The organism is Bacteroides sp. NGMCC 1.200775, assembly GCF_040798045.1.
Classification (GTDB): Bacteria; Bacteroidota; Bacteroidia; order Bacteroidales; family Bacteroidaceae; genus Bacteroides; species Bacteroides hominis.
In genome coordinates, this window is the sequence record NZ_JASCQK010000005.1 from 14,663 (window position 1) to 40,355 (window position 25,693).

Annotated in this window: 17 protein-coding genes; 12 read left to right on the forward strand and 5 right to left on the reverse strand. The window is 45.6% G+C overall.

Features of this window, described 5'->3' with window-relative positions:
* Positions 1-53 precede the first annotated feature (53 nt).
* Both QK890_RS13890 and QK890_RS13895 read left to right on the forward strand, forming a co-directional pair.
* Positions 54-1,673 carry an FISUMP domain-containing protein gene (locus QK890_RS13890; protein ID WP_032540904.1) on the forward strand — a complete coding sequence of 540 codons (1,620 nt, stop codon included), beginning with the start codon at positions 54-56 and terminating at the stop codon, positions 1,671-1,673.
* Between the two features lie 25 nt (positions 1,674-1,698).
* Positions 1,699-2,463, forward strand: a complete 765-nt coding sequence (locus QK890_RS13895) for a DNA-binding domain-containing protein (protein ID WP_032531514.1) — start codon at positions 1,699-1,701, stop codon at positions 2,461-2,463.
* Positions 2,464-2,735: 272 nt separating this feature from the next.
* Here QK890_RS13895 and QK890_RS13900 read toward each other — a convergent pair whose 3' ends face one another.
* Together QK890_RS13900 and QK890_RS13905 are read right to left on the reverse strand one after the other, a co-directional pair.
* Positions 2,736-5,492: a substrate-binding domain-containing protein gene (locus QK890_RS13900; RefSeq protein ID WP_032540905.1), complete on the reverse strand. Its 2,757-nt coding sequence runs from the start codon at positions 5,490-5,492 to the stop codon at positions 2,736-2,738.
* A gap of 79 nt (positions 5,493-5,571) precedes the next feature.
* Positions 5,572-7,218 (reverse strand): glycoside hydrolase family 32 protein, encoded by a 1,647-nt coding sequence (locus QK890_RS13905; protein WP_005782940.1) that lies wholly within the window; start codon positions 7,216-7,218, stop codon positions 5,572-5,574.
* A 240-nt stretch (positions 7,219-7,458) separates the two neighbouring features.
* Between QK890_RS13905 and QK890_RS13910 the strand changes: the two genes are divergently transcribed.
* Both QK890_RS13910 and QK890_RS13915 read left to right on the forward strand, forming a co-directional pair.
* Positions 7,459-8,931 (forward strand): alpha-L-fucosidase, encoded by a 1,473-nt coding sequence (locus tag QK890_RS13910; protein WP_050550278.1) that lies wholly within the window; start codon positions 7,459-7,461, stop codon positions 8,929-8,931.
* 120 nt (positions 8,932-9,051) lie between these two features.
* Positions 9,052-9,984, forward strand: coding sequence for an AraC family transcriptional regulator (locus QK890_RS13915; RefSeq protein ID WP_032540907.1), 933 nt, complete (start codon positions 9,052-9,054; stop codon positions 9,982-9,984).
* On the opposite strand, the gene QK890_RS13920 is transcribed toward QK890_RS13915, so the two are convergent.
* Positions 9,929-10,987 (reverse strand): alpha-L-fucosidase, encoded by a 1,059-nt coding sequence (locus tag QK890_RS13920; protein WP_032540908.1) that lies wholly within the window; start codon positions 10,985-10,987, stop codon positions 9,929-9,931. The genes QK890_RS13915 and QK890_RS13920 overlap by 56 nt on opposite strands.
* Before the next feature lie 254 nt (positions 10,988-11,241).
* Here QK890_RS13920 and QK890_RS13925 point away from each other — a divergent pair, with 254 nt between their 5' ends.
* A complete protein-coding gene (locus tag QK890_RS13925) occupies positions 11,242-14,004 on the forward strand; it encodes a TonB-dependent receptor (protein WP_032540909.1) in 2,763 nt (920 codons plus the stop codon).
* A gap of 166 nt (positions 14,005-14,170) precedes the next feature.
* Complete coding sequence (locus QK890_RS13930; RefSeq protein ID WP_005782938.1) at positions 14,171-15,103, forward strand: metallophosphoesterase; 933 nt, start codon at positions 14,171-14,173, stop codon at positions 15,101-15,103.
* A gap of 739 nt (positions 15,104-15,842) precedes the next feature.
* On the opposite strand, the gene QK890_RS13935 is transcribed toward QK890_RS13930, so the two are convergent.
* On the reverse strand, positions 15,843-17,654 hold the full coding sequence (locus QK890_RS13935) for a mechanosensitive ion channel family protein (protein WP_005822472.1): 1,812 nt from the start codon (positions 17,652-17,654) through the stop codon (positions 15,843-15,845).
* A 125-nt stretch (positions 17,655-17,779) separates the two neighbouring features.
* Between QK890_RS13935 and QK890_RS13940 the strand changes: the two genes are divergently transcribed.
* The 5 genes from QK890_RS13940 (at position 17,780) to QK890_RS13960 (ending at position 23,937) form a co-directional block, all read left to right on the forward strand.
* Positions 17,780-18,742, forward strand: coding sequence for a calcium/sodium antiporter (locus QK890_RS13940; RefSeq protein WP_367627413.1), 963 nt, complete (start codon positions 17,780-17,782; stop codon positions 18,740-18,742).
* Positions 18,743-18,830: 88 nt separating this feature from the next.
* Positions 18,831-19,967 carry a hypothetical protein gene (locus QK890_RS13945; RefSeq protein ID WP_032540912.1) on the forward strand — a complete coding sequence of 379 codons (1,137 nt, stop codon included), beginning with the start codon at positions 18,831-18,833 and terminating at the stop codon, positions 19,965-19,967.
* Positions 19,968-19,972: 5 nt separating this feature from the next.
* Complete coding sequence (locus tag QK890_RS13950) at positions 19,973-21,844, forward strand: DNA topoisomerase IV subunit B (RefSeq protein WP_005782933.1); 1,872 nt, start codon at positions 19,973-19,975, stop codon at positions 21,842-21,844.
* 2 nt (positions 21,845-21,846) lie between these two features.
* A complete protein-coding gene (gene coaD / locus QK890_RS13955; RefSeq protein ID WP_032540913.1) occupies positions 21,847-22,299 on the forward strand; it encodes a pantetheine-phosphate adenylyltransferase in 453 nt (150 codons plus the stop codon).
* A 15-nt stretch (positions 22,300-22,314) separates the two neighbouring features.
* Entirely contained in the window at positions 22,315-23,937 is a 1,623-nt protein-coding gene (locus tag QK890_RS13960) for a S41 family peptidase (protein ID WP_005822473.1), read from the forward strand.
* Positions 23,938-24,020: 83 nt separating this feature from the next.
* Here the strand turns inward: QK890_RS13960 and QK890_RS13965 are convergent, their stop codons facing one another.
* The gene (locus QK890_RS13965; RefSeq protein ID WP_005782927.1) at positions 24,021-24,644 is read right to left on the reverse strand and encodes a phosphatase PAP2 family protein; all 624 of its coding nucleotides are present in this window, start codon (positions 24,642-24,644) and stop codon (positions 24,021-24,023) included.
* 115 nt (positions 24,645-24,759) lie between these two features.
* Here QK890_RS13965 and QK890_RS13970 point away from each other — a divergent pair, with 115 nt between their 5' ends.
* On the forward strand, positions 24,760-25,635 hold the full coding sequence (locus QK890_RS13970; protein WP_032540914.1) for a helix-turn-helix transcriptional regulator: 876 nt from the start codon (positions 24,760-24,762) through the stop codon (positions 25,633-25,635).
* Positions 25,636-25,693: the final 58 nt, after the last annotated feature.

Consider the following 25,693-nt stretch of genomic DNA (forward strand, 5'->3'; position numbering starts at 1 on the left):
TATAGGTCTGCAATGTGTCTTTGATACGATTATTCACTTTAATATCATAGTATATGAATAGAACTTTTATTACGCGAGAGTGTCTCGGTAAAGCCTTATGGCTGTGTTTGTGCCTTTCGATAGCAGGATGTGCGGAAGATGACAGAATGACTCCCCTGTCTGCTGACAGCGGGGATACTGCCGACGAGTTAATCCCCATCCAAATCAGTCTGACGGGTGACAACGACTATCATTCTTCCTCTTTTAATGACGCTTCGACCCGTAACCACTCTCCCCTGATCGCCGAATGGGTGGGGGTAAAAGCTTTCTCCCCTACACGCACGGGAGAGCAACCGGACTATGAAGGTCCCCGGATAGCCTCGATGGAACTGACGGAAGATACCCTACCCCGTGCAAATACCCGTGCAACAGTATCTTCAGGAGTCTATTTCCGGCTAATTGTTTTCTGGAAGTCCGGAAATAACTATGTCTTCCAGTCGGCGGCCGATTACACCTCAAATGGTACGGGCACTCCTGTACTCAAACAAGGGAAATTGCTGACACGCTCGGGAACGATACGTGTAGTTGGTTACTCCTTTAATACCGCTACAGCTGCCGACTTGGGAACTATGCCTTCCACGTATGCCTACAACAGCAGCACAGTTTCTATCCCTAACATGAGCAAGGACTTCATGACCTTCGATTCCGGAGATATAACGAATGTAAACAGCCTCAGCCACAACCTTCCGGTGAGTTTCAGTCAGAAGTTGTGTAAACTGACAATTTCCATTAGTCCCACCGGATACCCGAGCAATGCGATCAGTAATTGCACGGGTGTATACGTAAAGCAAGGGGGAAACTCCACATCATGGACAATCGGTCCTTCGAGCAATGTGGTAGCTGCCAACACGAATAATACGGCAGCATTCAATCCGAACACGACCCTGAGTACAACCATACGCATGGTTCCGTTTGCAGGGGCCAGAACGATTACAGTGCATTTCAATACGCTGACGGTAGGAGGACGGATTGTGAACAACAACACCGAAATCACGTCCACCCAAAGCGTACAGTTGAAAGAGGGAATGAGCTATACACTAAAAATACAGTTTAAAAAAGGTCCCGGCATCAATGTGTTGGAGAGTGATATTAATCTTACGCAAAACGGATGTACGGCTCAGGATAAGAAAGACCTGGCCAAATTAATATGGGCGGATGGGAATCTGAAAAGTACAGGAGCGAGTAATAATTATGTGTGGACTACTTCAACTGATTATGGATATTATTATACTTGGAATCAAGATTATAATAGAAACAATATAGATCCATGCGCAAGACTTAACCCTACGACATATGGTTCAGGATGGCGAACACCATCGATAAACGAATTGACTAAACTTTCTCGATGTACAAATAAAATAGTGACTAATAAGGGCGTATGGTTTATGAATAACAGCAAAGGAATCTTTCTCACTGTAGCAGGAGCAAGAGGAGAAGGAGGATGTGGTACAGTAGGGACACATTTTGTCGGAGAAGTTGGCTTTTATTGGAGTAGTGATAATAATAATAGTAATAATAATTGGGCGCGTAGGCTTGTTCTTGATGCTCGATCTACACTTAGCATAGAAATACAAGCTGATGGTCCGAAAGGTGACGGGCATTCTGTCCGTTGCGTAAAAGGTACCAAACAATAATATTCACTTTTAAACTTAACAAATCATGAAAACCGAACTCAAAGGCTGGCTTGCGGACAATACCGTGACCACCGACAACAAAGAAGACAAAATCCTGATATTGGAGAGCGCCGGAAACCTGACGCTATCCGATGTACTGGATGAAATGAAGAAAGAAGATACCGGTTTGCGGGCAGAGACTTTAAAGCATGCCGTCGATCTTTTTCAGCGCACAGTATCGGAATTGGTACTGAACGGATACTCTGTCAATACGGGGCTTTTTCGTGCCGTACCACAGTTTCGCGGGGTAATAGACGGTGGAGTATGGAATCCCGAGAAAAATTCTATCTATGTTTCCTTCAATCAGGATAAGGATTTACGTGAAGCTATCGCACGGACCGGCGTGAAAATTCTGGGAGCCAAAGGTGACTCGGCCTACTTCATCGGCGGTGAAGACGCCGCCACCCGTGCTACGGACGGTAGTGCAACTGCGGGACGTAACTATCGCCTGCAAGGAAAGAATATTAAAGTAACAGGCACAGACTCTGCCGTAGGTATCGTATTGATTGACGAAAAAGGCACAGAAACGAAGTTACCGATGGATATGATTGCCATAAACAACCCCTCGGAAGTATTGGTGCTACTTCCTGCCGACTTGAAAGACGGAACCTATGAGCTGCGACTGACCACACAATACTGCCACAGTTCGCAGACAATGCTAAAAACGCCGAGAACTGTCAGTCGATTTATCAACATCGGCGCATCTCAAGGAGATGGCGATGGTGATATTGTAGATGATCCAACGGCCTAACAGTAAACATACCGGCACATTTCATATCGTGGGGCTGTGTCAAAACTCTTTTTACCACAGATTACACAGATTATCACAGAATAAGAATGTTGATAATCAATAACTTAAAAATTGCTCTATGTTACTCTGTGTCCTCTGTGGTGAGTTTCGACACACCCTCCAATTTTGTATAATGCGTATACAGCATTATCTACGGCTCGTATACTACTCTATATACGTACTGTATACAGAGTTGCATACGGTGCGTAGACAGAACGATCTGTTTCCCATATTCAGTTAGCCACCATTGCCTCTGTCGGAGTGACCCCATAAAGTGTACGGAAACATTTAGTGAAATAGGCGGGCGAAGTAAAACCGGTCATATAAGCTATCTCACTGATATTATACTGCCGGGCTTTAAGCAAAAGCATTGCTTTATTGAGCCGGTAATTCCTCAGGTAATCAGTGGGTGAAACCCCGAACAGTGTTTTCATCTTCCGGTAAAGGTGCACCCTCGACAATCCCAAATGTTCACTCAGGTCTTCGATGCTGAAATCGGAGTTTTCATATTGCGTGTCGACAATGCTCAGCAGCTTGTCCCTGAACAACTCGTCTACCTTCATCAGTTTGCATACCTCCACATTGTCCATCGTACCGGCCCGGAGATTCTTCATATAAGCTTCCTTCATCTTTTGCCGTTCCGAAATCATGTTGATGATACGTATTTTCAGGAAGTCGATGTTGAAAGGTTTGGGAATATACTCGTCCGCCCCTTCGGCAATGCCGTAAATGCGCTGGCTGTCTTCGGACAAAGCAGTCAGAAGTATGATAGGGATATGGCTGAAAGCAAGATCGTTCTTCACCCGGTTGACCAACTGGAAACCATTCATACCAGGCATCAGCACGTCACTCAGAATCAGGTGGAAAGCGACATCCTTCCCCAACAGGTCCAACGCTTCATTGCCATTACCCGCCACTTCGACCCGGAAATTGTCGGACAGCTCCTTCCGCAGGCTGTATCGCACATCGGGGTCGTCTTCCACCACCAGAATATGATAATCGTAGGTCGTGGACAGCATTTCATTCACTATCGTCGTATCCACTTCCATGTCATGATAACTCAGATTGAAACGGTCGGTCTCTTCCAGTATATATTCGTGGGTATAGTGAGCCATATCTTTGTAAAGCCGGACGCTGAACAAGGTATATTCTCCGGGCTGGCTCTCTACACGAATTTCACCGTCATGCAAATCGACGTATTCTTTCGAAAGATTAAGTCCGATGCCGAAACCTGCCGTACCGAATGTCTTATTACCGGTATAAAACCGCTCGAAGAGATGCTCCATGCTCTCTTTTGAAATCCCCCGCCCATGATCCTCCACTTCCACCAGAACAGTTTCTGCCTCACCGATAACCCTGACGGAAATATCTCCGCCGCCATCCGAATATTTAAAAGCATTCGAAATGATATTCACCAATACCTGCTCTATCTTATTGACATCGATATGGATATTCAGCTCGTCGATGTTGGTGCAGAACTGATAATGGATCTGCTTCTCCTGAGCAATACCGGTAAAGTAATCGAAGACCTCTCTGACCATTCCTATCAGATCTACCTGACGCAGAATCAGTTTCATCTTGTCGTTGTCAATCCTGCGAAAATCGAGTATCTGATTGACAATCCGGTAGAGCCGGTCTACGTTCCGCTTCATCAAAGCCACATCTTCCTGAATAGAAGGATCGAGCCTGGAGTTTTTAATCAGTTTGTTTACCGGCCCCAGTATTAACGTAAGGGGAGTACGGATTTCGTGGGAGATATTGGTAAAGAACTGCAGTTTCTGGTTCGAGATGTTTTCTATCTGGTTATTCTTGACCGCCAGTTCCTCCTTCTGCGCCTCTACAAGCTGGTTTTTATCATACAGTTCTTTGTTTTTGTTCTTGATACGAAGATTCATGTACATGACATATCCCAACAGAGGGATAATGAGTAACATCAACGCCAGGATCAATATGGTGGAGTTGCGCAGGAACTTGAAACGAGACAGCAGATTGTCTTCTTCCTGCTTCTGGCGGTTGATCCGCTTCTGGTAATGGTTCAGTTGTTCGGACTGTGCCAGAATGGTTTTTGCGTTTCCCCGGTTAATGATAGCGGTATTCAATACGTAGTTTTTCTTCACCTTCTCCCCATTGATAATGGCCATGGCCACCTGAATGGAGATAGCTCCTCCGGTAGGATACTGAAAAGAGGCTTCCAATTTCTCGTCGGCTACAGCCTGCAACCCGGCTCCATCACCATATACTCCGTCGATACCTATAAACCGGATACGTCTGCCGGACACAGAGTCACGCTTCATAATGACATCACGTGCAGCAAGAGCCATCACATCATTATGGGCATACACCAAGTCGATATCTGTAAAAGCAGGCAGCTTGCTGACAGCATCGTAAGCACTGTTATAGTGCCACTTACCAAAAACCTGGGTCACCCGGAAGTTTTTGTCGCTGCGGAGATGGTCAATAAACCCGTCATGGCGTTCCATGGCGGGCGAAGAGCCTTCCAGTCCCCATATTTCAAGTATTTGGGAATTGGGAGAAAGTTGTCCGTTGATATATTCGCCGATGGCAGAACCGATGTTGTAATTATTGGCGCCGATAGAAACCGTATATTCATCCGACTGTATCTTACGGTCGTGGATAATGGTAGGAATGCCTTTCCGGTAGGCTTCCACTGCCACGTCGGTAATGGGAACAGCTTCGTTGGGTGAAATGATAAGTACATCCACATTCTGCGAGATCAGTTTACGGATCTGGGCTACCTGCCGACTGCTGTTATCCATTGCATTATATACTACCAACTCCACGTTGCGGTAATTGGAGGCCTCAATCTGCATTTCGAGCAATACGGCTTCGCGCCAGGAATCGGAAGTGCACTGAGAAAAACCGATAACATATTTTCTGTCCGCCTCTTCCTTCCGTTGGCAAGAAGACAGGAATACGAACAGGCCTGCAAAAAGCAAAATGCCGAACCGAAATAGATTTGTGTTTTTCATGCTGTGTTCTCCTTAGTAATACGTATATAAGACGTCCTGAAGCAAAGAAACAGGACGCCTTATCAAAAGAAAATGTTCGTTACCAGATGGATTTTACCGAGAACACTTCCAAGTTCTTGACTTCTATGTTGTTACCCCAGAAGTGAAGTCCTTCGCGATTTCCTTCACGCGGGCTCCGTTTCATCGAATACGAATAAGCTCCTCCGTCGATGAAGACTTCGATGGAGGTACGGTCGATGTATATGTCGGCTGTCAGTTCCATACTGGTGCGGTCGTCGGGTGAATAGAACACACCGTTTATCAGATTGGAGTTCATGTCATAATCCACCAGAGGCTGTCCGTAAAGATTCAGTCCGGCACTGGTGGCATGTGATAACTTGATGGTAGTCCGTATCCGCAAACAGTCTTTATCGGAAAATGATTGCAACCGCCCGTTGGCTGCATCAGAAGTAAGTGATGTCCAGTTTCCTACCGGCCGGAACAGTTGCTCTGCCTCCCTGACAGGAACACTAAACAAACGGACTCCCTTTGAAGTAGTACGAAGAGTCAGTTCATTGGGCAGCAGCATCATTCCGTTGAACGGCATACCATCGTGTGAAATTCGTCCCCAGCCTATCTGGATGCGACGTCCGTCACTGGCAGGCAGGTTGCTATAGGTTTGGGCAGCATACATACTTCCTGTATAATAGTAGTACTTACCCGCCTCCGGAGTAAATGTCTGACCATCGAACGATCCCAGCATATAAGTACCCGAGGCTCCGTACATCACCCATTTCGTGTGATTCTTATCTCCGTCAACCGGCAGCTCAAACAGTTCGGGACATTCCCAGAAACCGGTAACATGGCTCTTGTACTCCCAGTTCTTCAGGTCGGAAGAGTTATAGATGGAATGTCCGTCCCGCTCGTTGAGCACCATCACCCAATGTTTGCCGGGTGCGTACCAGAAAACTTTCGGATCACGTGTGTCTTTACTATTCCATTTTGCCTTTGAGTCTATCACCGGATTGCCTTCGTATTTGGTAAACGTACGTCCCCGGTCGAGGCTGTAGGCAATGCACTGCCGCTGTTTCTCCGGATTATCCACTGTATAGGCGGCTACCAGTGCGGGCTCTCCTTTTTTATTAAATCCGGCGGTATTATCATAATCGATCACGGCCGAACCGGAGAAGATGGTTCCCAGTTCATCGGGGTGCAAAGCATCCGGCAGTTCCTCCCAATGTACCAGGTCACGGCTCACGGCATGTCCCCAGGTCATGTTCTCCCATTCCCGTTCGTAAGGATTATGCTGATAGAAAAGATGGTATTCACCTTCATAGTAAACCAATCCGTTAGGATCGTTAATCCATCCGCGACGGGTAGTGAAGTGAAATTGCGGACGGTTCTTCTCTTTATACAGGCTGTCTTGCCCCGCAATCACATCGTCCTGATAGATCTTCTCCAATCCGGCAGACTCTCCTTCATAGCTGATTCGGAGTGTCTTGCCTTTCCAGGAAGAAACATCGCAAAATACCCAATAATCGGGTTTCCCGTCGGCCAGGCGAATCACGAAATTACGTTCCGGAGCCCCTTTCACCTCGAATGTCATTTTCTTCCGGTCCATTTGGTGGGACACGGGAAGGTTGATATACTTCTTCGTAATCTTCAGCGTAACATCGCCGGCAAATGAAGCAAACAGGTTACCGGCAAGCAGCGTTGCGGCAAGAAATAATTTTGTAGTCAAATGCATAGTTTTATTTTGTTAGTTAATAATGGAAAACCTGAGTGCAATTTTACGCATTTTTTCAGGGATAAGCTATCACTCAGCGTACAAAACGTATCACTCAAGTTACCCGAAAGATATTCCCAATGGAAGCGACCGGCAGAGAATGACGGATTTAGCAAAGTTTATCACGGATTCAGCCAGAACCGGTAACCATAAAATGACCATCTTTGCAGCATATTACATTTTATATTATATCTGATCATCATGAAACATCTTACAAACATTTGCAAAGCAGCCTGTGGAGTCTGCCTGGGTGCAGCCTTATATGCCTGTACATCTACTGCCGTACAGACGGGGCCCCTGCCTACCAAAGGGCAACAAGCCATGATTGACCGTAAATACGGCATGTTTCTCCACTTCGGCATGAACACTTACCTCAACGTGGAATGGAGTGACGGCACTGCCCCCGCCTCAACGTATGCCCCTCCTGCCGACATCGCGCAGAAAGCCGCACAATGGGTGAAGACAGCCAAAGAAGCCGGAATGCGCTCCATCGTACTTATTACGAAACACCACGATGGCTTCTGCCTTTGGGACAGTAAATATACCGACCATGACATCGCCAATCCGGGCATCAAGCACAAAGTAGACATCGTACGCGCCGTATCGGATGCCTGCCACGAACAGGGAATCGCATTTTCCATATATTATTCTCTTTGGGACCGCCATGAACCCAGCTATAAGGATTCCGACAAATATAAATACATCGGGTTTATGAAAAATCAACTTGAGGAGCTGATGACCCAATATGGAACCGTACACGAACTCTGGTTCGACGGTGGATGGGACCGTAAAGTGGAAGACTGGCATCTGCAAGAGGTATACGATTACGTCAAAAAGATGCAACCAGAATGTCAGATATCTACCAACTGGACTATCGGCAAACGTCCGGTAGACATGCAGGAGGGCGATTCAATCATCTACTTCCCGTCTGACTTCCGTTTATGGGACCCGTTTCTCCCGGTAAAGGATGATCCTAAAATATATACACATAGCGGGAAGCAATACTATCTGCCTTTTGAAAGCACACAGACCATTTCTGTCCTTGGCAGTTGGTTCAATCATCCGGAAGACAGTACCGTACGTGAACTCGACGAGTTGGAGGAAATATTCTATGTGGCAACATCCAATGACAACTGTTTGCTACTGAATATCCCACCGGACACCAACGGCGAACAAAGCCCCAAAGCAGTGGAGCGCATCAAAGAACTGGCCAAGCTGCTGGGTATCGATTCCGGTAAACCGTTCCCGAAAACGTTGAAGCGTCCCCAGTCTATCACGACCGATGCACGGGCCGAAGCAAGCAGCACACTCAAAAACGACACCCTCCATTACGGAGCCAATTATGCAGTGGACAGTGACGTTACAACCTCCTGGATCAGTGCAGACTCCGTCGGCTCCATCACTGTCACTCTGGACAGGGAAGCCAGTTTCAGCAAGTTCTTTATAATAGAATCAGAGAACAGCATCCGGAAGTTCTCCGTCGAGGCAATAAAGGAAGGAAAAGAGATACAGGTTTACCAAAGCGAAGTATTGCCACTCACCAATTCCAATAGTTTCATGGGATACGGAATCATCGAATTCACACTTCCCGAAGTATTGACAACCCGACAGTTCCGTATACAAATTCAACAGTCCGACGGACATCCCAGCATCTATTCCATCCGTTTAAAATAGTCCGACTGTCCCAATATAAATGGATAACGTATAAAAACACGTTATCCATTTGTTTTTTTAGCCCCAAACATTTACCTTTAAACCCGCATAAAAACAATGTGTTTGCCTCAAACGATACATATGCCAATCTCAAACACGACATACACCTTTTCATTATCTATGCTCTACGCCGGCTTCAAGCGTGTAGAGAACTGGTGGAATTTCAGGAATGTCATCAGTCCGTTTTACCGCCTGTACTATATTGAGAACGGACGAGGAAGAGTATATATAAATAATGTGGTTTATGACCTTTTACCGGGCCAATTGTTCCTAATCCCCAAGTTTGCCTTCCACAGTTATGAATGCGATGACTTTATGGATCACTATTATATCTGTTTCTTTGATGATTTGAACGGAGTGCCGGGAGTGCTCAATCCACTTCAGCTAAACTTGCAACCGGAAGCCGCTCCGATGGACTTCTCACTGATAAAACGTTATCTGGAACTTAATCCGTACAAGTCATTACAGGTTGTAGACCCACAGAGTTATGACAATACCAAGTCACTTTATGAAAACAGGACCGAGAAAAATCTATCGCAGTTGTCCCACACCATAGAGAGTCATGGAATCCTGCTGCAACTTTTCTCCCGCTTCATTACAGAAGCCAGTATGAGTCAACTACACGGCAGTAACTCATACATCAAACTGGACGAGGTGATACAATACATCCACAAGAACCTCGACAAACGTATTACGGTAATCGAGCTATCCGAGCGGATGTGTCTCACCCCTGACCATTTCTCGAAAGTATTCAAAAAGATAATCGGTGTGCCTCCCTGCGAATACATCCAGATGAAACGTATCGAACGGGCACAAGCCATGCTGATCTCTTCGAAACTCAATATCATGCAGATAGCGGAATGTGTCGGCATTTATAATCCTGCGCAATTCACCCGCCTGTTCAGCAAGCTGACCCAATGTTCGCCCAGAGAATACCGGGCGAAACAATTGAATGATATCACTTACTTACGGAAGAAAGATTCAGCTTCTCACGCAAGCGGTTCAGAATCGTGATATCTTCTTGCCTCAGTTTGCCGTCACGACCGGGAGGGCAGTTTAAAATCAAAATATTGTCATTCCTGGTACATTGACGGTATAGTTTCGCCAACTCGTCAACAGACTTGAAGTTTGTATCCGTAGTATGATAAAACCAACGGTCACTAATACAAACGGTCGACTCCCAAGGCATATAATAATCTTTGCCGTCATGGGTAAACAGCTTCGGGTCATCGTCTGCCGGCAGGTACGGATCGCCCAGTCTGAAGTCACTCGGAAAATAACGAATCGGATATCCCGCCCGTTGATCACCCGGCAACACAGGATGCGCATCCGCATTTTCAGGTGAACCGATGCTCCAGTTGATGCCTATCTGGCATTCGGGTTCTTTCGACTTGATGGTTTGATAGATATCCATCACCGGCCAACGGTAATTCTGTTTCACCCATCCTCCGTCAAACCAGAACTCAACAATAGGAGTATGCTTTCGTGCAATGTCGACCAGTTCGGCGAGTTGCCGAAGCATATACTCATTGTATCCGGCATCTTTACTCCGGTCGTCAACGTCCCGGTTCATTTTGCGGTCCCAAAGTGAGTAATATAACCCAAGCCCAATTTTATACTTTTTGCAAGCCTTGGCCACAGCTTCTACCACATCGGTTTTGTTTCCGGAAGCAGCCACATCGTAATCGGTATACTTACTGTCCCAAAGACAGAACCCATCGTGATGTTTAGTGATCAGAATCACATATTTCATACCCGCATCCCTGGCGGTTCTTATCCACTGTTCGGCATCAATGGCAACAGGCGCATACGAGGAAGCCGGCTTGGAACCGTCCGTCCACTCTTCATTATGGAAAGTATTGATGCCAAAGTGAATGAACATGCCATACTTACGTGCGATCTGCTTCTGTTGCGCCTTGCTGGGAAGGTCAGAGGGAACAGGAAGAATCAGTTTTTGTGCATGAGCACTTATGCCCAGCATCATTAAAAGAAAGCTGCTTAAAAAGAATCTCTTCATAACTAATAATAAACTTGATGGTACATCACAGGATTATTCTCTACACAGCACAAAGATACCGGACATCCCGAAAGGTAACTTTTCAAAAAACGGGGTATTATTGACTGTTTTAGTGTTATTGGGTAAGAAGATAACGACGGACAGGCGATAACAGAATCGTAACATCTTTGTCACCCAGCGTTCAAACAACTGTAAAAGTGACGAAACTTCCTCCCTCTACTTTTGCAACAAATTATTAACGCATACTAACAAATATGAAACGAATTCTGAAACTGGTATCATTCGTTCTTTTATTATCGAACATGGGCAGTCATCTCTACGCCGATGAAAAAGCAAACGTAGTAAAACAAGGTACGATCCGGGGACGTATCATCGACACATCCAAACAGACATTACCGGGGGCCTCGATCTACATCGAGAACCTGAAAACAGGAGTAACCAGCGACGTAAACGGTTTTTATACCTTCGCCAATCTCAATCCGGGAACTTACACCGTAAAAGTAAGCTATGTGGGATATGCTCCCGTAGAAATGAAAATAACGATTCCCGAAGGCAAGACGCTCGAAAGAGATGTCATACTGAATGAAGGGGTCGAATTGCAGGAAATTGTAATAGGCGGTGCTTTTCAAGGCCAGCGCCGCGCCATCAACTCACAAAAGAACAGTCTGGGCATCAAGAATGTGGTTTCTGCCGATCAGGTAGGTAAGTTTCCGGACTCGAACATCGGAGATGCGCTGAAACGCATCTCGGGTATCAACGTTCAATATGACCAGGGTGAAGCCCGTTTCGGACAGGTACGCGGTACATCGGCAGACCTCAGTTCTGTCACGATCAACGGTAACCGCATCCCATCGGCAGAAGGTGATACACGTAACGTGCAGCTTGACCTGATTCCGGCGGATATGATTCAGACCATCGAAGTGAGCAAAGTGGTAACCTCGGACATGGACGGCGACGCCATCGGAGGATCGATCAATCTGGTCACCAAGAACTCTCCTTATAAACGTACGCTGACAGCCACAGCCGGTTCCGGCTACAACTGGATCAGCGAAAAGGCACAGCTGAACCTGGGATTGACTTATGGCGACCGCTTCTTTAATGATAAACTGGGAGTCATGCTATCGGCTTCGTATCAAAATGCCCCTTCGGGTTCGTACGATACGGAATTCCTCTGGGAGAAAGACGATAAAGGCAATGTATACATCAATGACTATCAGATACGCCAGTATTATGTGACCCGCGAACGCCAGAGCTATTCGGCAGCCCTGGATTGGGACATCAACGAAAACCATAAACTGATGTTCAAAGGTATTTTCAATAACCGGAACGACTGGGAAAACCGGTACCGCACTACTCTTAAAGATCTGGACGAAGAAGGCAAAGCAACCGTACGCGTACAGACTAAAGCCGGCACACCCGACAATCGGAATGCCCGTCTGGAACGCCAGCGCACAATGGACTTCACATTGGGCGGGGAGCATCTGTTCGGACCGCTATCTATGGACTGGAACGCCAGTTATGCCCAAGCAACCGAGGAGCGTCCGAACGAGCGTTACATCGACTTTCAGCTCAAGAAGCAACAATTCGATATGGATCTGAGTAACGAACGCGAACCATTGGCTACTCCGAAGCCCGGCTCTACGATGACGCTGAACAAGGATTTCGGCCTGAAAGAACTTACCGAACAACAACAAGACATCAAAGAAGAAGATCTGAAATTCTCCATGAACTTCAAGCTTCCGTTCCAAAACGGAAACAAACTGAAGTTTGGAGCCAAAGTAGTGCGCAAAACCAAAGACAAGGAGGTGGATTTCTATGAATATACCCCGAAAGATGAAGATGCATTTATGACCCACAGCCTGCAAAATACGGTAGATCAGACTAACAAAAACTTCATGCCGAGTAACAAATACAAGGCAGGTGTTTATGCCAGCAAAGAATATGCAGGCTCACTGGATCTGAACAATCCTTCCCTCTTTGACAAAGAACAGGTACAGGAAGAACTGGCGGGCAACTTCGAAGCACGCGAGACTGTAAGCTCGGGATACATCCGCTTCGACCAGAAACTCACCGACAACGTGGAGCTGATGACAGGACTACGCATTGAGAATACCAGCCTCAGCTATACCGGACGGACGTATGACGATGAAACAGACCAAACCTCAAAGACTGCCCGAGAAACAAACAGTTACATCAACTTCCTTCCGTCACTCCTTATGAAGTGGAACATAAATGAAGATTTCAAGGTACGCGGTTCGTTTACCCAGACGCTGTCGCGCCCGAAGTATTCCGCCCTGGTGCCCAGCGTCAACATTAAACGTTCGGATAACGAAGTGACAGTGGGTAATCCCGGCCTGAAACCGACTCTTTCTTATAACTTCGACCTGAGCGCGGATTATTACTTCAAGAGTATCGGCCTGGTCAGCGCAGGAGTATTCTACAAGAAAATAGACGATTTCATTGTCAACCAGGTGGCTACGAACTACGAATACAACGGCAACCTATACAACCGCTTTATCCAACCCAAGAATGCAGGCAATGCCAATCTGATAGGTATGGAACTCTCTTACCAGCGTGATTTCGGATTTATCGCTCCTGCCCTGAAATGTGTCGGCTTCTATGGCACGTATACTTTCACCCACTCCCGTGTAGAAGACTTCAACTTCGAAGGACGCGAGAACGAAAAGGACCTGAGCCTGCCGGGCTCTCCGAAGCATACCGCCAACGCGTCACTTTATTTTGAGAAAAGCGGGCTGAATCTCCGCCTGAGTTATAACTTTGCCTCCGCCTTTATTGACGAGATGGGTGAAGACGCCTTTCACGACCGCTATTATGACCGTGTGAGCTATCTGGACGTAAACGCCAGTTACACTTTTGCAAAACACTACACCCTCTATGCCGAAGCAAACAACCTGCTGAATCAGCCGCTCCGCTATTATCAGGGGACAAAAGACCGTACGATGCAGGCGGAATATTATGGCGTAAAGATTAATGCCGGGTTTAAGATCAACTTCTAACCGGCTATCAGAGGAGGTTGAATCAACGGTGCACCGCTGATTAAAAAACGGTGCACCGCTCCTTTAGAAACGGTGCACCGTGGGCCTGAGATTAAAACCGTCTTCTCGCATCACTGATGAAAAAACGTATTCAATTCATTAATAATCAATATAAAAAACCATATTTATGAAATTAAAGAACTTACTGACACTTCTGTTTATCTTCATCGGGGCGGTAGCCTCAGCCCAGATCAGGGACTACTCTATATTCGACAAGAAGTTTAACTTCTATATTGCCAACGATCTGGGACGTAACGGCTACTACGACCAGAAACCAATCGCCGAATTAATGGGAACCATGGGCGAGGAAATAGGCCCTGAATTTGTACTGGCTCCCGGAGACGTCCATCACTTCGAAGGAGTACGCAGCGTGGACGACCCGCTTTGGATGACCAACTTTGAGCTGATCTACAGTCATCCGGAGCTGATGATCGACTGGTATCCTGTGTTGGGAAACCACGAATACCGGGGTAATACACAGGCTGTACTGGACTACAGCCGGGTGAGCCGCCGCTGGACCATGCCTGCACGTTATTACACCAAGACGTTTGAAGAAAAAGGTGCCACCATCCGCATTGTCTGGATAGATACCGCTCCCCTGATCGACAAATACCGCAACGAAACCGAAACTTATCCCGATGCCTGCCGGCAGGATATGAACGGACAACTGGCTTGGCTGGATTCTGTGCTGACTGCTGCCAAAGAGGACTGGGTAATCGTTGCCGGCCATCATCCTATCTATGCCGAAACACCGAAAGACCAGAGTGAGCGCGGTGATTTGCAAAAACGGCTCGACCCTATCCTGAGGAAGCATAAGGTAGATATGTACATCTGCGGACACATTCACAACTTCCAGCATATCCGTGTACCGGGCAGTGATACCGACTATATCGTAAACTCTGCCGGATCGCTGGCGCGTAAGGTGAAACCGGTTGAAGGTACTCAATTCTGTAGTCCCGAACCGGGCTTTTCTGTATGTTCTGCCGATAAAAAGGAATTGAACTTACGTATGATCGATAAAAAAGGGAATATACTCTATACAGTGACCCGAAAGAAATAAATCACTCTCTCTTGAAAAATACACAACTTTCAAAGAGCCGGCTTCTTCGCGACGAAAGAGCCGGCTCTGTTTTATGGGACACAGGAACCGATTACGCAAACTGACACTGGGTTTTAATCTTTAGGAATATATAAGATAGAATCAGTCTCTATATCCTCTATAATAAATCAGAACCTGAAAGCTCTGTGGTACTCCTGCTTCTTCACTCTGCAATGAATCGGAGAACCGACTCTCAGAGAGGTTCTATTTATCAATATTCAAAAACAAATCAACAACCTATAAAATGTATTCTATAATTACCAAAATCGATTTAAGGGCGTTTACCCTCCGAAAAATTGAGATCACGACGACGATTTTTTGTCATCGAGACGATGTTTTGTTGAGATCGTGACGACGGTATATCGCCCTCTGGACGACGATTTTCAATTTTCCTGATTTTGTATAAAAAGAAAACCGCTACGGGTAGCGGTTTCTAATGGTATTATGTCTTGATTTTTACTTATCTTGATTTCTGCCTTTTTTTAGAGGATCTATCCAGATACTGACCAAGCGGGCGGGATTCTTCTTTTTAATCTCCGTAAAGATAGGAACAATCGTTTGAGAAAGCAAAAAAACAGGGCGAAAACTTATTTCTTACGATAAAAGACATAGAGTGTGCCATAAAGTATTTATTCTTAATTAACCGGAAACTTAACCACTTGGGATCCTCCGTGGTGTGAGTTTTTGACTCATCCGCTTACTACTGCTTATCGGTTTTAGGTCTCAGATCATCTTTCGGAATGGTAGACTCGTTACCGTCACGCATAGCCATATAGTGAGGTGACATGATTTCGACGCCCGCTTCATTAAAACGATCCTGAATGTTCTGATGCAGATCCGAATAAATTTGCGCCAACTTATCCGCCTCGCGAATATAAGCATTGATCTGATAAACCGGATACCAGTCGCTTAATGACGTTTCAAGTACAAACGGACGAGGATCATCAATCACTCCGGGAGTATTCAAGGCGGCTTCTATCAGCAACTGGTGCACCTGACGCCAGGGAGCATCGTAACCGATGGTCACCTCTGAGTGAATAATCAATCCGTATTCGCGCGCCGAAGAGCTATAGTTCACCGTATGGGACGACATGATAAACGAGTTGGGGATTGTCACCACTTCATTCTTCGGTGTCCTGATCCTGGTCACCAAAGGTGTTTTCTCTATCACGTTCCCGGTAGTATCATTCAGCTGGATGCGGTCCCCTAACTTGAAAGGACGCATATAGGTAATGACGAGTCCCGCAATGATATTACCGATCACCGTACTGGACCCCAACGAAACGATCAATCCGACGAAGACCGATATTCCCTGAAACACCCCACTTCTGGATCCCGGCAAATAAGGATAAATCATCGCAATCATAAATGCATAAAGCAAAAAGCGGATAATATGGAAAGTAGGCATTGCCCAGTCGGGATAAAAACCGCCGAACTTAAGCCGCCCAGCTTCAATCTCACGGGACAGATAGTGAACAAAACGCACCAGATATTTAATAGCATACCAGATAATAAAGATGGTGAACAGATTGGGAATATAATCGACGATGCCTACCAAAATATCCTTCACCGGATTCCAGATATACGAAAAGATCGTGTCGGCCAACCCCTTGGTCTGCGGAAAAATAACAAATAGAAGCGGAACAGTAATCAACAACTGGAGAAACACCAGCACGTAACGCAACAGGTTGGAAAGGAAGATCAGCAAATTAACCTGCCGTTGTGTGTCCAGCAGTTCATAGTCCTGAATGGAAATGGGTTTCAACTTTGTGTCCTTCAGCTTCTGGATACGTACTTTCAGCTTACGGAAAAGCCAGGTAGTAAGCCGGAACAAGAGATATTGCCCCACCAATACTAAAACGAAATAGAGAATCCGTTTACCCAATTGCCAGAAGCTGTGTTCCTCTTTCAGTTCCTTCAGCTTCTTCACCACCACAATACGCTTATCTGCCGCCAGTTGCTCACGGGAACGTCCTTCCCACAACCCGTCCTGGTCGGTAAACGAAGCAATGACCTTATTGCCATACATCAAATCGGACACTATATCACTGCTCTCTATATATACCGAATCGGGATGCAGCGTAAACCGTCTACCCAATTGGGTAATGGCCGCGTCAATCATTTCAGCCCTCTGCAACGGAGTATATCCTCCACGCTTGGTGTAGAGATAAAACAGCGTATCACCCTCAACCACCACCGGTACGCCCGGAGTGAACTGACGGAGCGAGTCGATGCGTGCTTTCTGCTGTGCCAGCTTCACAGAATCGGCAGCAAAGGCCTTCAACCTCAACTGCTCCATTTCCATACGCATATTGGCTTCATTCAGACGTGCCTCTTCCAACTCCCTTTTCATATTTGCCATCCGTATGGAATCCGAATCATTCCGGACCGTGGTATGGGTAACGGCACTGTCTCCGGTCAGTATCTCCCGGACAGCTTTCCCTAACTGGGCAAACATACTGTTGGCCACTAACAGAAACAACAAAAGGCTGAATAATCTGTTCTTCTTCATATCAAAAACTCATATAGTCATTGTCACTAAAATGGATAAACGTGCCAAACATACAGATTGTTTTTGACATAGCATAGAGTGAAATCACTATATTTGCACCCGAATCAGTAATTTAAGGTATCAACATGGATATATTACTACTTATCGGAGGATTACTCCTTATTTTAGTGGGCGCCAACTGCCTGACGGATGGAGCTGCGTCCGTAGCCAAACGTTTCCATATTCCTTCCATTGTGATCGGACTGACCATTGTAGCTTTCGGGACATCGGCACCGGAACTGACGGTAAGTGTATCATCCGCCCTGAAAGGCAGTGCGGACATCGCTGTCGGCAACGTTGTGGGAAGCAACATTTTCAATACCTTGATGATCGTGGGTTGCACAGCCCTCTTCGCTCCCATTGTAATCACCCGGAACATCTTGAGAAAAGAAATTCCCTTGTGTATTCTTTCTTCCATTGTTCTGCTGATATGTGCCAACGATGTCTTTCTGGACAAAGCTTCCCGTAATACATTAAGTATTTCAGACGGATTGATTCTGCTCTGCTTCTTCACTATCTTTTTGGGCTACACATTTGCCATAGCTTCTCGTAATACGAACGACGCCCAGCCACCGGAAGAAGAAATCAAAAGCCTTCCGATGTGGAAATCCGTACTTTTTATTCTGGGCGGATTAGGCGGACTTATCTTCGGAGGACAGTGGTTTGTAGAAGGAGCAAGTAACATTGCCCGTAATCTGGGCATCAGCGAATCCGTTATCGGACTCACACTCGTAGCCGGAGGCACCTCCCTGCCCGAACTGGCTACCTCCATTGTGGCTGCCTTGAAAAAGAATCCCGAAATAGCCATCGGCAACGTCATAGGCAGCAATCTGTTCAATATCTTCTTTGTGTTGGGGTGCAGTGCCTCCATCACCCCCTTACAGTTGGCAGGCATCAATAATTTCGATCTTTTCACGTTGGTCGGATCAGGCATCCTGCTCTGGTTTTTCGGATTATTCTTCGCCAAACGCACCATCACACGGATCGAAGGAAGCATTCTGGTCTTGTGCTATATAGCCTATACAACCTATCTTATCTATCAGATCTGAAAACATTGAGGCACACAGTTTTTAGTTTCTGTACGTGGTAATTTAAAGATTATCACGTATCTTTGCTGCCTCATCATAAATACAAGTTATGGCCATTACAATTAAAAAGGTATCGACGAAAAGAGAACTTAAGAAATTCATTCGTTTTAATTACGAATTATACAAAGAGAATCCCTATTCCGTACCTGACCTCTACGACGACATGCTGAACACATTCAATAAGAAGAAAAACGCGGCTTTCGAATTTTGTGAAGCCGAATACTTTCTGGCTTATAAAGACGGGAAAATCGTAGGGCGCATCGCAGGTATCATCAACCACCGTGCCAATGCCACCTGGAACAAGAAAGATGTCCGTTTCGGTTGGATCGATTTCATCGACGACCTCGAAGTATCTTCGAAACTCTTGCAAACCGTAGAAGAATGGGGCAAGTCCAAAGGAATGGAAAATATTCAGGGTCCCCTCGGATTTACCGACTTTGATGCAGAAGGCATGCTGATCGAAGGATTCGACCAACTCAGCACCATGGCCACTATCTATAACTATCCCTACTATCCGCAACATATGGAGAAACTGGGATTCGACAAAGACGCCGATTGGGTGGAATATAAAATCTTCATTCCCGATGCCATTCCCGAAAAACATCAGCGCATATCCGATCTTATCCAACGTAAATATAACCTCAAGGTAAAGAAATACACTTCATCCAGAAAGATCGCAGCCGATTACGGACAAGCCATCTTCGAATTGATGAACGAAGCTTACAGCCCGCTGTATGGCTACTCTCCCCTCTCCCAACGCCAGATTGACCAATACGTAAAAATGTATCTCCCGATTGTCGACCTGCGGATGGTGACCCTGATTACCGATGCGGAAGACAAACTGATCGCCGTAGGAATTTCAATGCCTTCACTTTCAGAAGCATTGCAGAAATCACACGGACGATTACTCCCCCTCGGATGGTATTATCTGCTGAAGGCATTATTTATGAAACGACGAGCCAAAATGCTTGACTTGCTGCTTGTAGCCGTAAAACCGGAGTACCAGAACAAAGGTGTTAATGCTTTGTTATTTTCCGATTTAATTCCGGTTTATCAAAAATTAGGTTTTATCTTTGCAGAAAGCAACCCCGAACTGGAAATGAACGGAAAAGTTCAGGCACAATGGGAATACTTTAAAACCGAACAACATAAACGACGTCGTGCGTTTACTAAGAAGATAGACTAAAAACAATGGAAGAGAACGAACTGATACCTGTAGACAACAACCCTGTAGAATATACAGACGACAACATCCGCCACCTGAGCGACATGGAACATGTGCGCACCCGTCCGGGTATGTACATCGGTAAGCTGGGCGACGGTTCGCATCCCGAAGACGGAATTTATGTCCTTCTGAAAGAAGTTATTGACAACAGTATCGACGAGTTCAAAATGCAATCCGGCAAGAAGATTGAAATCAGAATTGAAGAGAATCTTCGTGTCAGCGTACGCGACTACGGCCGTGGTATCCCACAGGGAAAACTGGTAGAAGCAGTCAGTGTGCTGAACACCGGTGGTAAGTATGACAGCAAAGCATTCAAGAAGAGTGTCGGACTGAACGGTGTCGGCGTGAAAGCTGTCAATGCCTTGAGCTCAAACTTCGAAGTACGTAGTTACCGGGATGGTAAAGTGCGTTGCGCCACCTTTACCAAAGGTGAGTTGATAACAGATCACACCGAGGATACCGAGGAAGAAAACGGTACTTACATCTTCTTCGAACCCGATAATACTTTATTTCTGAATTATACTTTCCGTCCCGAATTTATCGAGACGATGCTGCGCAATTATACCTACCTGAACACCGGGTTGGCAATTATCTATAACGGGCAGCGGATTCTTTCGCGTAACGGTCTGGTCGATTTGCTGAATGATAATATGACAGCTACCGGACTCTACCCCATCGTCCACCTCAAGGGAGAGGATATCGAAATTGCTTTTACCCATACAGGACAATATGGCGAAGAGTACTATTCATTCGTCAATGGACAGCATACCACTCAGGGAGGTACCCATCAAAGTGCGTTCAAAGAACACATTGCCCGCACTATCAAGGAATTCTATAATAAGAACCAGGACTATACCGACATCCGTAACGGATTGGTAGCCGCCATTGCTGTCAATGTGGAAGAACCCATGTTCGAGAGCCAGACTAAAATTAAACTCGGCTCTACCAACATGTCGCCGGGTGGCGTTACTGTAAACAAGTTCGTTGGCGACTTTGTAAAACAAGAGGTAGACAATTTCCTCCACAAGCATGCGGATGTAGCCGAAATCATGTTACAGAAGATACAGGATTCGGAAAAAGAACGCAAGGCTATTGCCGGAGTTACGAAACTGGCACGTGAACGTGCTAAGAAAGCCAATCTGCACAACCGGAAACTGCGTGATTGCCGTATCCACCTGAACGATGTGAAAGGCAAAGGGCTGGAAGAGGAATCGTGCATCTTCATCACCGAAGGTGACTCGGCAAGCGGTTCCATCACCAAAAGCCGGGATGTAAACACACAAGCTGTATTCAGCCTCCGTGGTAAACCACTCAATTCTTTCGGCCTGACCAAGAAAGTGGTTTACGAAAACGAAGAATTCAATCTGCTGCAGGCCGCATTGAACATAGAAGACGGCATAGAGGGATTGCGTTATAATAAAGTGATTGTAGCGACCGATGCCGATGTGGACGGTATGCACATCCGCTTGCTGCTGATCACTTTCTTCCTCCAGTTCTTCCCCGATCTGATCAAGAAAGGACATGTATACATCCTTCAGACTCCTCTTTTCCGCGTACGCAACAAAAAGAAAACACTCTATTGCTATACCGAAGAAGAGCGGGTGAATGCCATCAAAGAACTTAGCCCGAATCCGGAAATCACCCGGTTTAAAGGTCTGGGAGAAATCTCACCCGACGAATTCAAACACTTTATCGGTAAAGACATGCGTCTTGAACAAGTGTCGTTGCGCAAAACAGACACGGTCAAAGAACTCCTTGAATTCTATATGGGTAAGAATACAATGGAACGGCAAAACTTTATTATTGACAATCTGGTTATAGAAGAAGACATCGCATAGACATGAGAAGAGCCATCTTTCCGGGAACGTTCGACCCGTTTACTATCGGACACTATTCTGTTGTACAACGAACCCTGACATTTATGGATGAAGTTGTCATCGGTATCGGTATCAACGAAAATAAAAATACGTACTTCCCGATAGAGAAACGTGTGGAAATGATTCGTAAGTTTTATAAAGACGAACCCCGGATCAAGGTTGAATCTTACGATTGCCTGACTATTGATTTTGCCCGTCAGGTAGATGCCCGATTTATCGTCCGTGGCATCCGTACCGTGAAAGATTTCGAATACGAAGAAACCATTGCCGATATCAACCGGAAACTGGCAGGAATCGAAACCATTCTGCTGTTTACCGAACCGGAACTCACTTGTGTCAGTTCTACCATTGTACGCGAACTGCTGGGCTATAATAAAGATATCAGTATGTTTATTCCCGAAGGGATGGAAATGTAATAAATCCATGTGATCATGAAAAAAATAATATACCTGCTTATCGGCTTGTGTTCCGTTTTAGGATTACAGGCACAAAACTTCGGCTCACCTGCCATGCGAAAATTGCAACTGGCAGAGTTCGCCATCTCTAATTTATATGTAGATACGGTCAATGAAAACAAACTCGTTGAATCGGCCATTATCGAAATGCTGGCACAACTCGATCCTCATTCCACCTATTCGGATGCCGAAGAGGTTAAGAAAATGAACGAACCTCTCCAAGGTAACTTTGAAGGAATAGGGGTACAATTCCAGATGATTGAAGATACGCTACTCATTGTACAACCGGTGAGCAATGGCCCTTCCGAAAAAGTGGGTATTCTGGCAGGAGACCGCATCATCGCAGTTAACGATACTGCCATCGCAGGAGTCAAAATGAGCACAGAGGAAATCATGGGACGTCTGCGGGGTCCCAAAGACTCGAAAGTAAATCTGACCATTATCCGGAGAGGTGTGAAAGAACCACTTTTATTCAACGTAAAAAGGGATAAAATCCCCATCCTCAGTCTGGACGCTGCTTATATGATCCAACCCAAAACGGGATACATCCGTATCAACCGTTTCGGAGCAACCACTGCAGAAGAGTTTCTGAAAGCCCTGAAAGAGTTACAGAAGAAAGGAATGAAAGACTTGATTTTAGACCTGCAAGGCAATGGAGGAGGTTACCTGAACGCTGCCATCGACCTGGCAAATGAGTTTCTGGGACAAAAAGAACTGATTGTTTACACGGAAGGACGTTCTGCGCAACGCAGTGAGTTCTTTGCCAAAGGTAACGGAAGCTTCCGTAACGGACGCTTGGTGGTATTGGTAGATGAATATTCGGCCTCGGCAAGCGAAATTGTAACAGGAGCCATTCAGGATTGGGACCGGGGTGTCGTAGTAGGACGCCGTTCTTTCGGAAAAGGATTGGTTCAACGCCCGATCGACCTGCCCGACGGCTCCATGATCCGCCTGACCATAGCCCGCTATTATACTCCTGCAGGGCGTTGCATACAGAAACCTTATGATAGCAACATCAACGAGAAGCCGGGAAAAGGAAAGAGTAGCGAAAGCAGTATCGATAAATACAATCAGGACCTTATCGACCGTTACAATCACGGCGAAATGGTAAGTGCAGACAGTATCCACTTCCCGGACTCACTAAAATGCCAGACTAAAAAGCTGGGACGCACCGTCTATGGCGGCGGAGGTATCATGCCTGATTATTTTGTTCCGGTTGACACGACTCTGTATACTGATTACCATCGTAACCTGGTAGCCAAAGGGGTAGTAATCAAAACGACTATGAACTTTATTGAAAATAACCGCAAGGCTTTATTGGATAAATATAAGACCTTTGAGAAATTCAATGAGAAGTTTGAAATAGACGACCAGATATTGAATTTCCTGAGAGAGGCTGCCGACAAAGAAAAGATAGAGTTCAACGAAGAGCAGTACAACAAGGCTTTACCACTGATTAAGGCCCAATTAAAAGCTCTGATAGCCCGTGACTTATGGGATATGAATGAATACTTTCAAGTAATGAATGCTACCAATAAGAGTGTGGAGCGGGCACTGGAAATCTTAAATGATAAAGAATACGAGAAAATATTGAAATAATGATTCTCTAACGGAGAGTTATGAACGGTGAATGATAATCAGTCTACGCTTTTGGCAGAGTGTGCATCATTCACCGTTTATTGTTAATAATTTATGGTAACCTGCTTTTTCTCACCGAACAACCATTTATTGAGCCAGCGATTCACATAAATATTGGCTACCGCGCAACCGGCACCTATCACAGCTCCTGCCGCTACATCCGACGGGTAATGCACACCTTCGTTCATTCTTGAAAAGCCCACAGAACATGCCCAAAAGGCTGACGGAGCTATCACATACCACTTAGGATAACGGATACTCAAAGAAGTAGCCAACGAAAAGGCGGCTGCTGTATGTCCGGAAGGAAACGAAGGACTCGATTCATGGCTGCGCGCATTCACCCGATCCGGATAACGGTCATATGGCCGCTCACGGTCAAAAGCATATTTCATGCCATATGTAATTACAACTGCCTCGGCTACACTCGTCCCAATATAAATAGCATCCTTCAATAACTCTTTATCTTTATCAATCCCTGCATATACAGCCATCGCCACCGGAACACCTACTGCGATATAAGGTGCCGATTTAGAAAAAGCCTTGCTATAATTCCTCGCAAACTTACCATCAAGACTGTTTATTTTATGTAACGTATTGATATCCCAGTTCTGAGCATACCCTCCCATCGAAGAAAGCACACAAAAACAAATAAGCACAAATTTCTTCATTTTTCTACTAATTTACTATTTTGCAGCAAAGATAGATTAAAAAGACAGAGTTTTCGCAAAAAAAACCTATCTTTGTTCCCCAAGTATTATTTACCCTGACACCTAACTTTAATTCATGGCCAGAGAAACTCTTTGTAATAGACAGACAGATTGTGCGCAATGTCCCAAAGCTACAGAAGGCATACTTGTTCATCGGACGTTTCCCAAAGGACAACATTTCCCGGCTGACAAATGCACACAAAACTGTATTCTGTTTATGCTACAAGGAGAGTTATTGATCAACAGCGAAGAGTATCCCGGCACAATGTTACGCGAAGGACAGTTTATCCTCCAGTCCATCGGTTCAAAATTAGAATTATTGGCGCTGACAGACGTAAGTTATGTAGTGTATTGGTTCAACGAACCACCTTTGATCTGTGAGCAACATTATCAGGAAATCCTGCAACAATCAGAATCACCCTTAACTTATACGCCTTTGGTAATGACCCAACGTATTACCAATTTCATGAAAGATATTTGTGATTACCTGAGTGAACAGATTCCTTGCGGTGCGTTTATCGATCTCAAATGTCAGGAACTTATGTATCTGATTACCTGCTATTACCCGTCACCCCAATTAAGTAGATTCTTTTATCCCATCAGCAGTTATACAGAAAGCTTCCAATATTTCGTCATGCAAAATTACGAAAAAGTGAAAAACGTGGAAGAGTTCGCACACTTGGGAGGCTATACAACTACTACCTTCCGCCGCTTATTTAAGAATATGTATGGAGTGCCGGTATACGAATGGATTCTGAGCAAGAAAAGAGAAGGCATCCTGGAAGATCTCCAGCACACCAAACAACGCATCACTGAAATCAGCAATCGTTATGGTTTCGATTCCTTATCACATTTTGCACATTTCTGCAAGGCTTCTTTTGGAGACTCCCCGCGTGCCCTTCGTACACGTGCAGCCAAAGGTGAAAAAATTACTACTCTAAAAACAGAATAGAAACCGCCCTTTGCCTGACAAAAGAGAAACGGTCCGCTATTTGTCACCTAGTAGTAAG

Excerpts from the sequence above, each read along its gene's own strand:
- QK890_RS13890 (WP_032540904.1), top strand. The coding sequence starts at position 54 with ATGAATAGAACTTTTATTACGCGAGAGTGTCTCGGTAAAGCCTTATGG.
- QK890_RS13895 (WP_032531514.1), top strand. The coding sequence starts at position 1,699 with ATGAAAACCGAACTCAAAGGCTGGCTTGCGGACAATACCGTGACCACC.
- QK890_RS13900 (WP_032540905.1), bottom strand. The coding sequence starts at position 5,492 with ATGAAAAACACAAATCTATTTCGGTTCGGCATTTTGCTTTTTGCAGGC.
- QK890_RS13905 (WP_005782940.1), bottom strand. The coding sequence starts at position 7,218 with ATGCATTTGACTACAAAATTATTTCTTGCCGCAACGCTGCTTGCCGGT.
- QK890_RS13910 (WP_050550278.1), top strand. The coding sequence starts at position 7,459 with ATGAAACATCTTACAAACATTTGCAAAGCAGCCTGTGGAGTCTGCCTG.
- QK890_RS13915 (WP_032540907.1), top strand. The coding sequence starts at position 9,052 with ATGCCAATCTCAAACACGACATACACCTTTTCATTATCTATGCTCTAC.
- QK890_RS13920 (WP_032540908.1), bottom strand. The coding sequence starts at position 10,987 with ATGAAGAGATTCTTTTTAAGCAGCTTTCTTTTAATGATGCTGGGCATA.
- QK890_RS13925 (WP_032540909.1), top strand. The coding sequence starts at position 11,242 with ATGAAACGAATTCTGAAACTGGTATCATTCGTTCTTTTATTATCGAAC.
- QK890_RS13930 (WP_005782938.1), top strand. The coding sequence starts at position 14,171 with ATGAAATTAAAGAACTTACTGACACTTCTGTTTATCTTCATCGGGGCG.
- QK890_RS13935 (WP_005822472.1), bottom strand. The coding sequence starts at position 17,654 with ATGAAGAAGAACAGATTATTCAGCCTTTTGTTGTTTCTGTTAGTGGCC.
- QK890_RS13940 (WP_367627413.1), top strand. The coding sequence starts at position 17,780 with ATGGATATATTACTACTTATCGGAGGATTACTCCTTATTTTAGTGGGC.
- QK890_RS13945 (WP_032540912.1), top strand. The coding sequence starts at position 18,831 with ATGGCCATTACAATTAAAAAGGTATCGACGAAAAGAGAACTTAAGAAA.
- QK890_RS13950 (WP_005782933.1), top strand. The coding sequence starts at position 19,973 with ATGGAAGAGAACGAACTGATACCTGTAGACAACAACCCTGTAGAATAT.
- coaD (WP_032540913.1), top strand. The coding sequence starts at position 21,847 with ATGAGAAGAGCCATCTTTCCGGGAACGTTCGACCCGTTTACTATCGGA.
- QK890_RS13960 (WP_005822473.1), top strand. The coding sequence starts at position 22,315 with ATGAAAAAAATAATATACCTGCTTATCGGCTTGTGTTCCGTTTTAGGA.
- QK890_RS13965 (WP_005782927.1), bottom strand. The coding sequence starts at position 24,644 with ATGAAGAAATTTGTGCTTATTTGTTTTTGTGTGCTTTCTTCGATGGGA.
- QK890_RS13970 (WP_032540914.1), top strand. The coding sequence starts at position 24,760 with ATGGCCAGAGAAACTCTTTGTAATAGACAGACAGATTGTGCGCAATGT.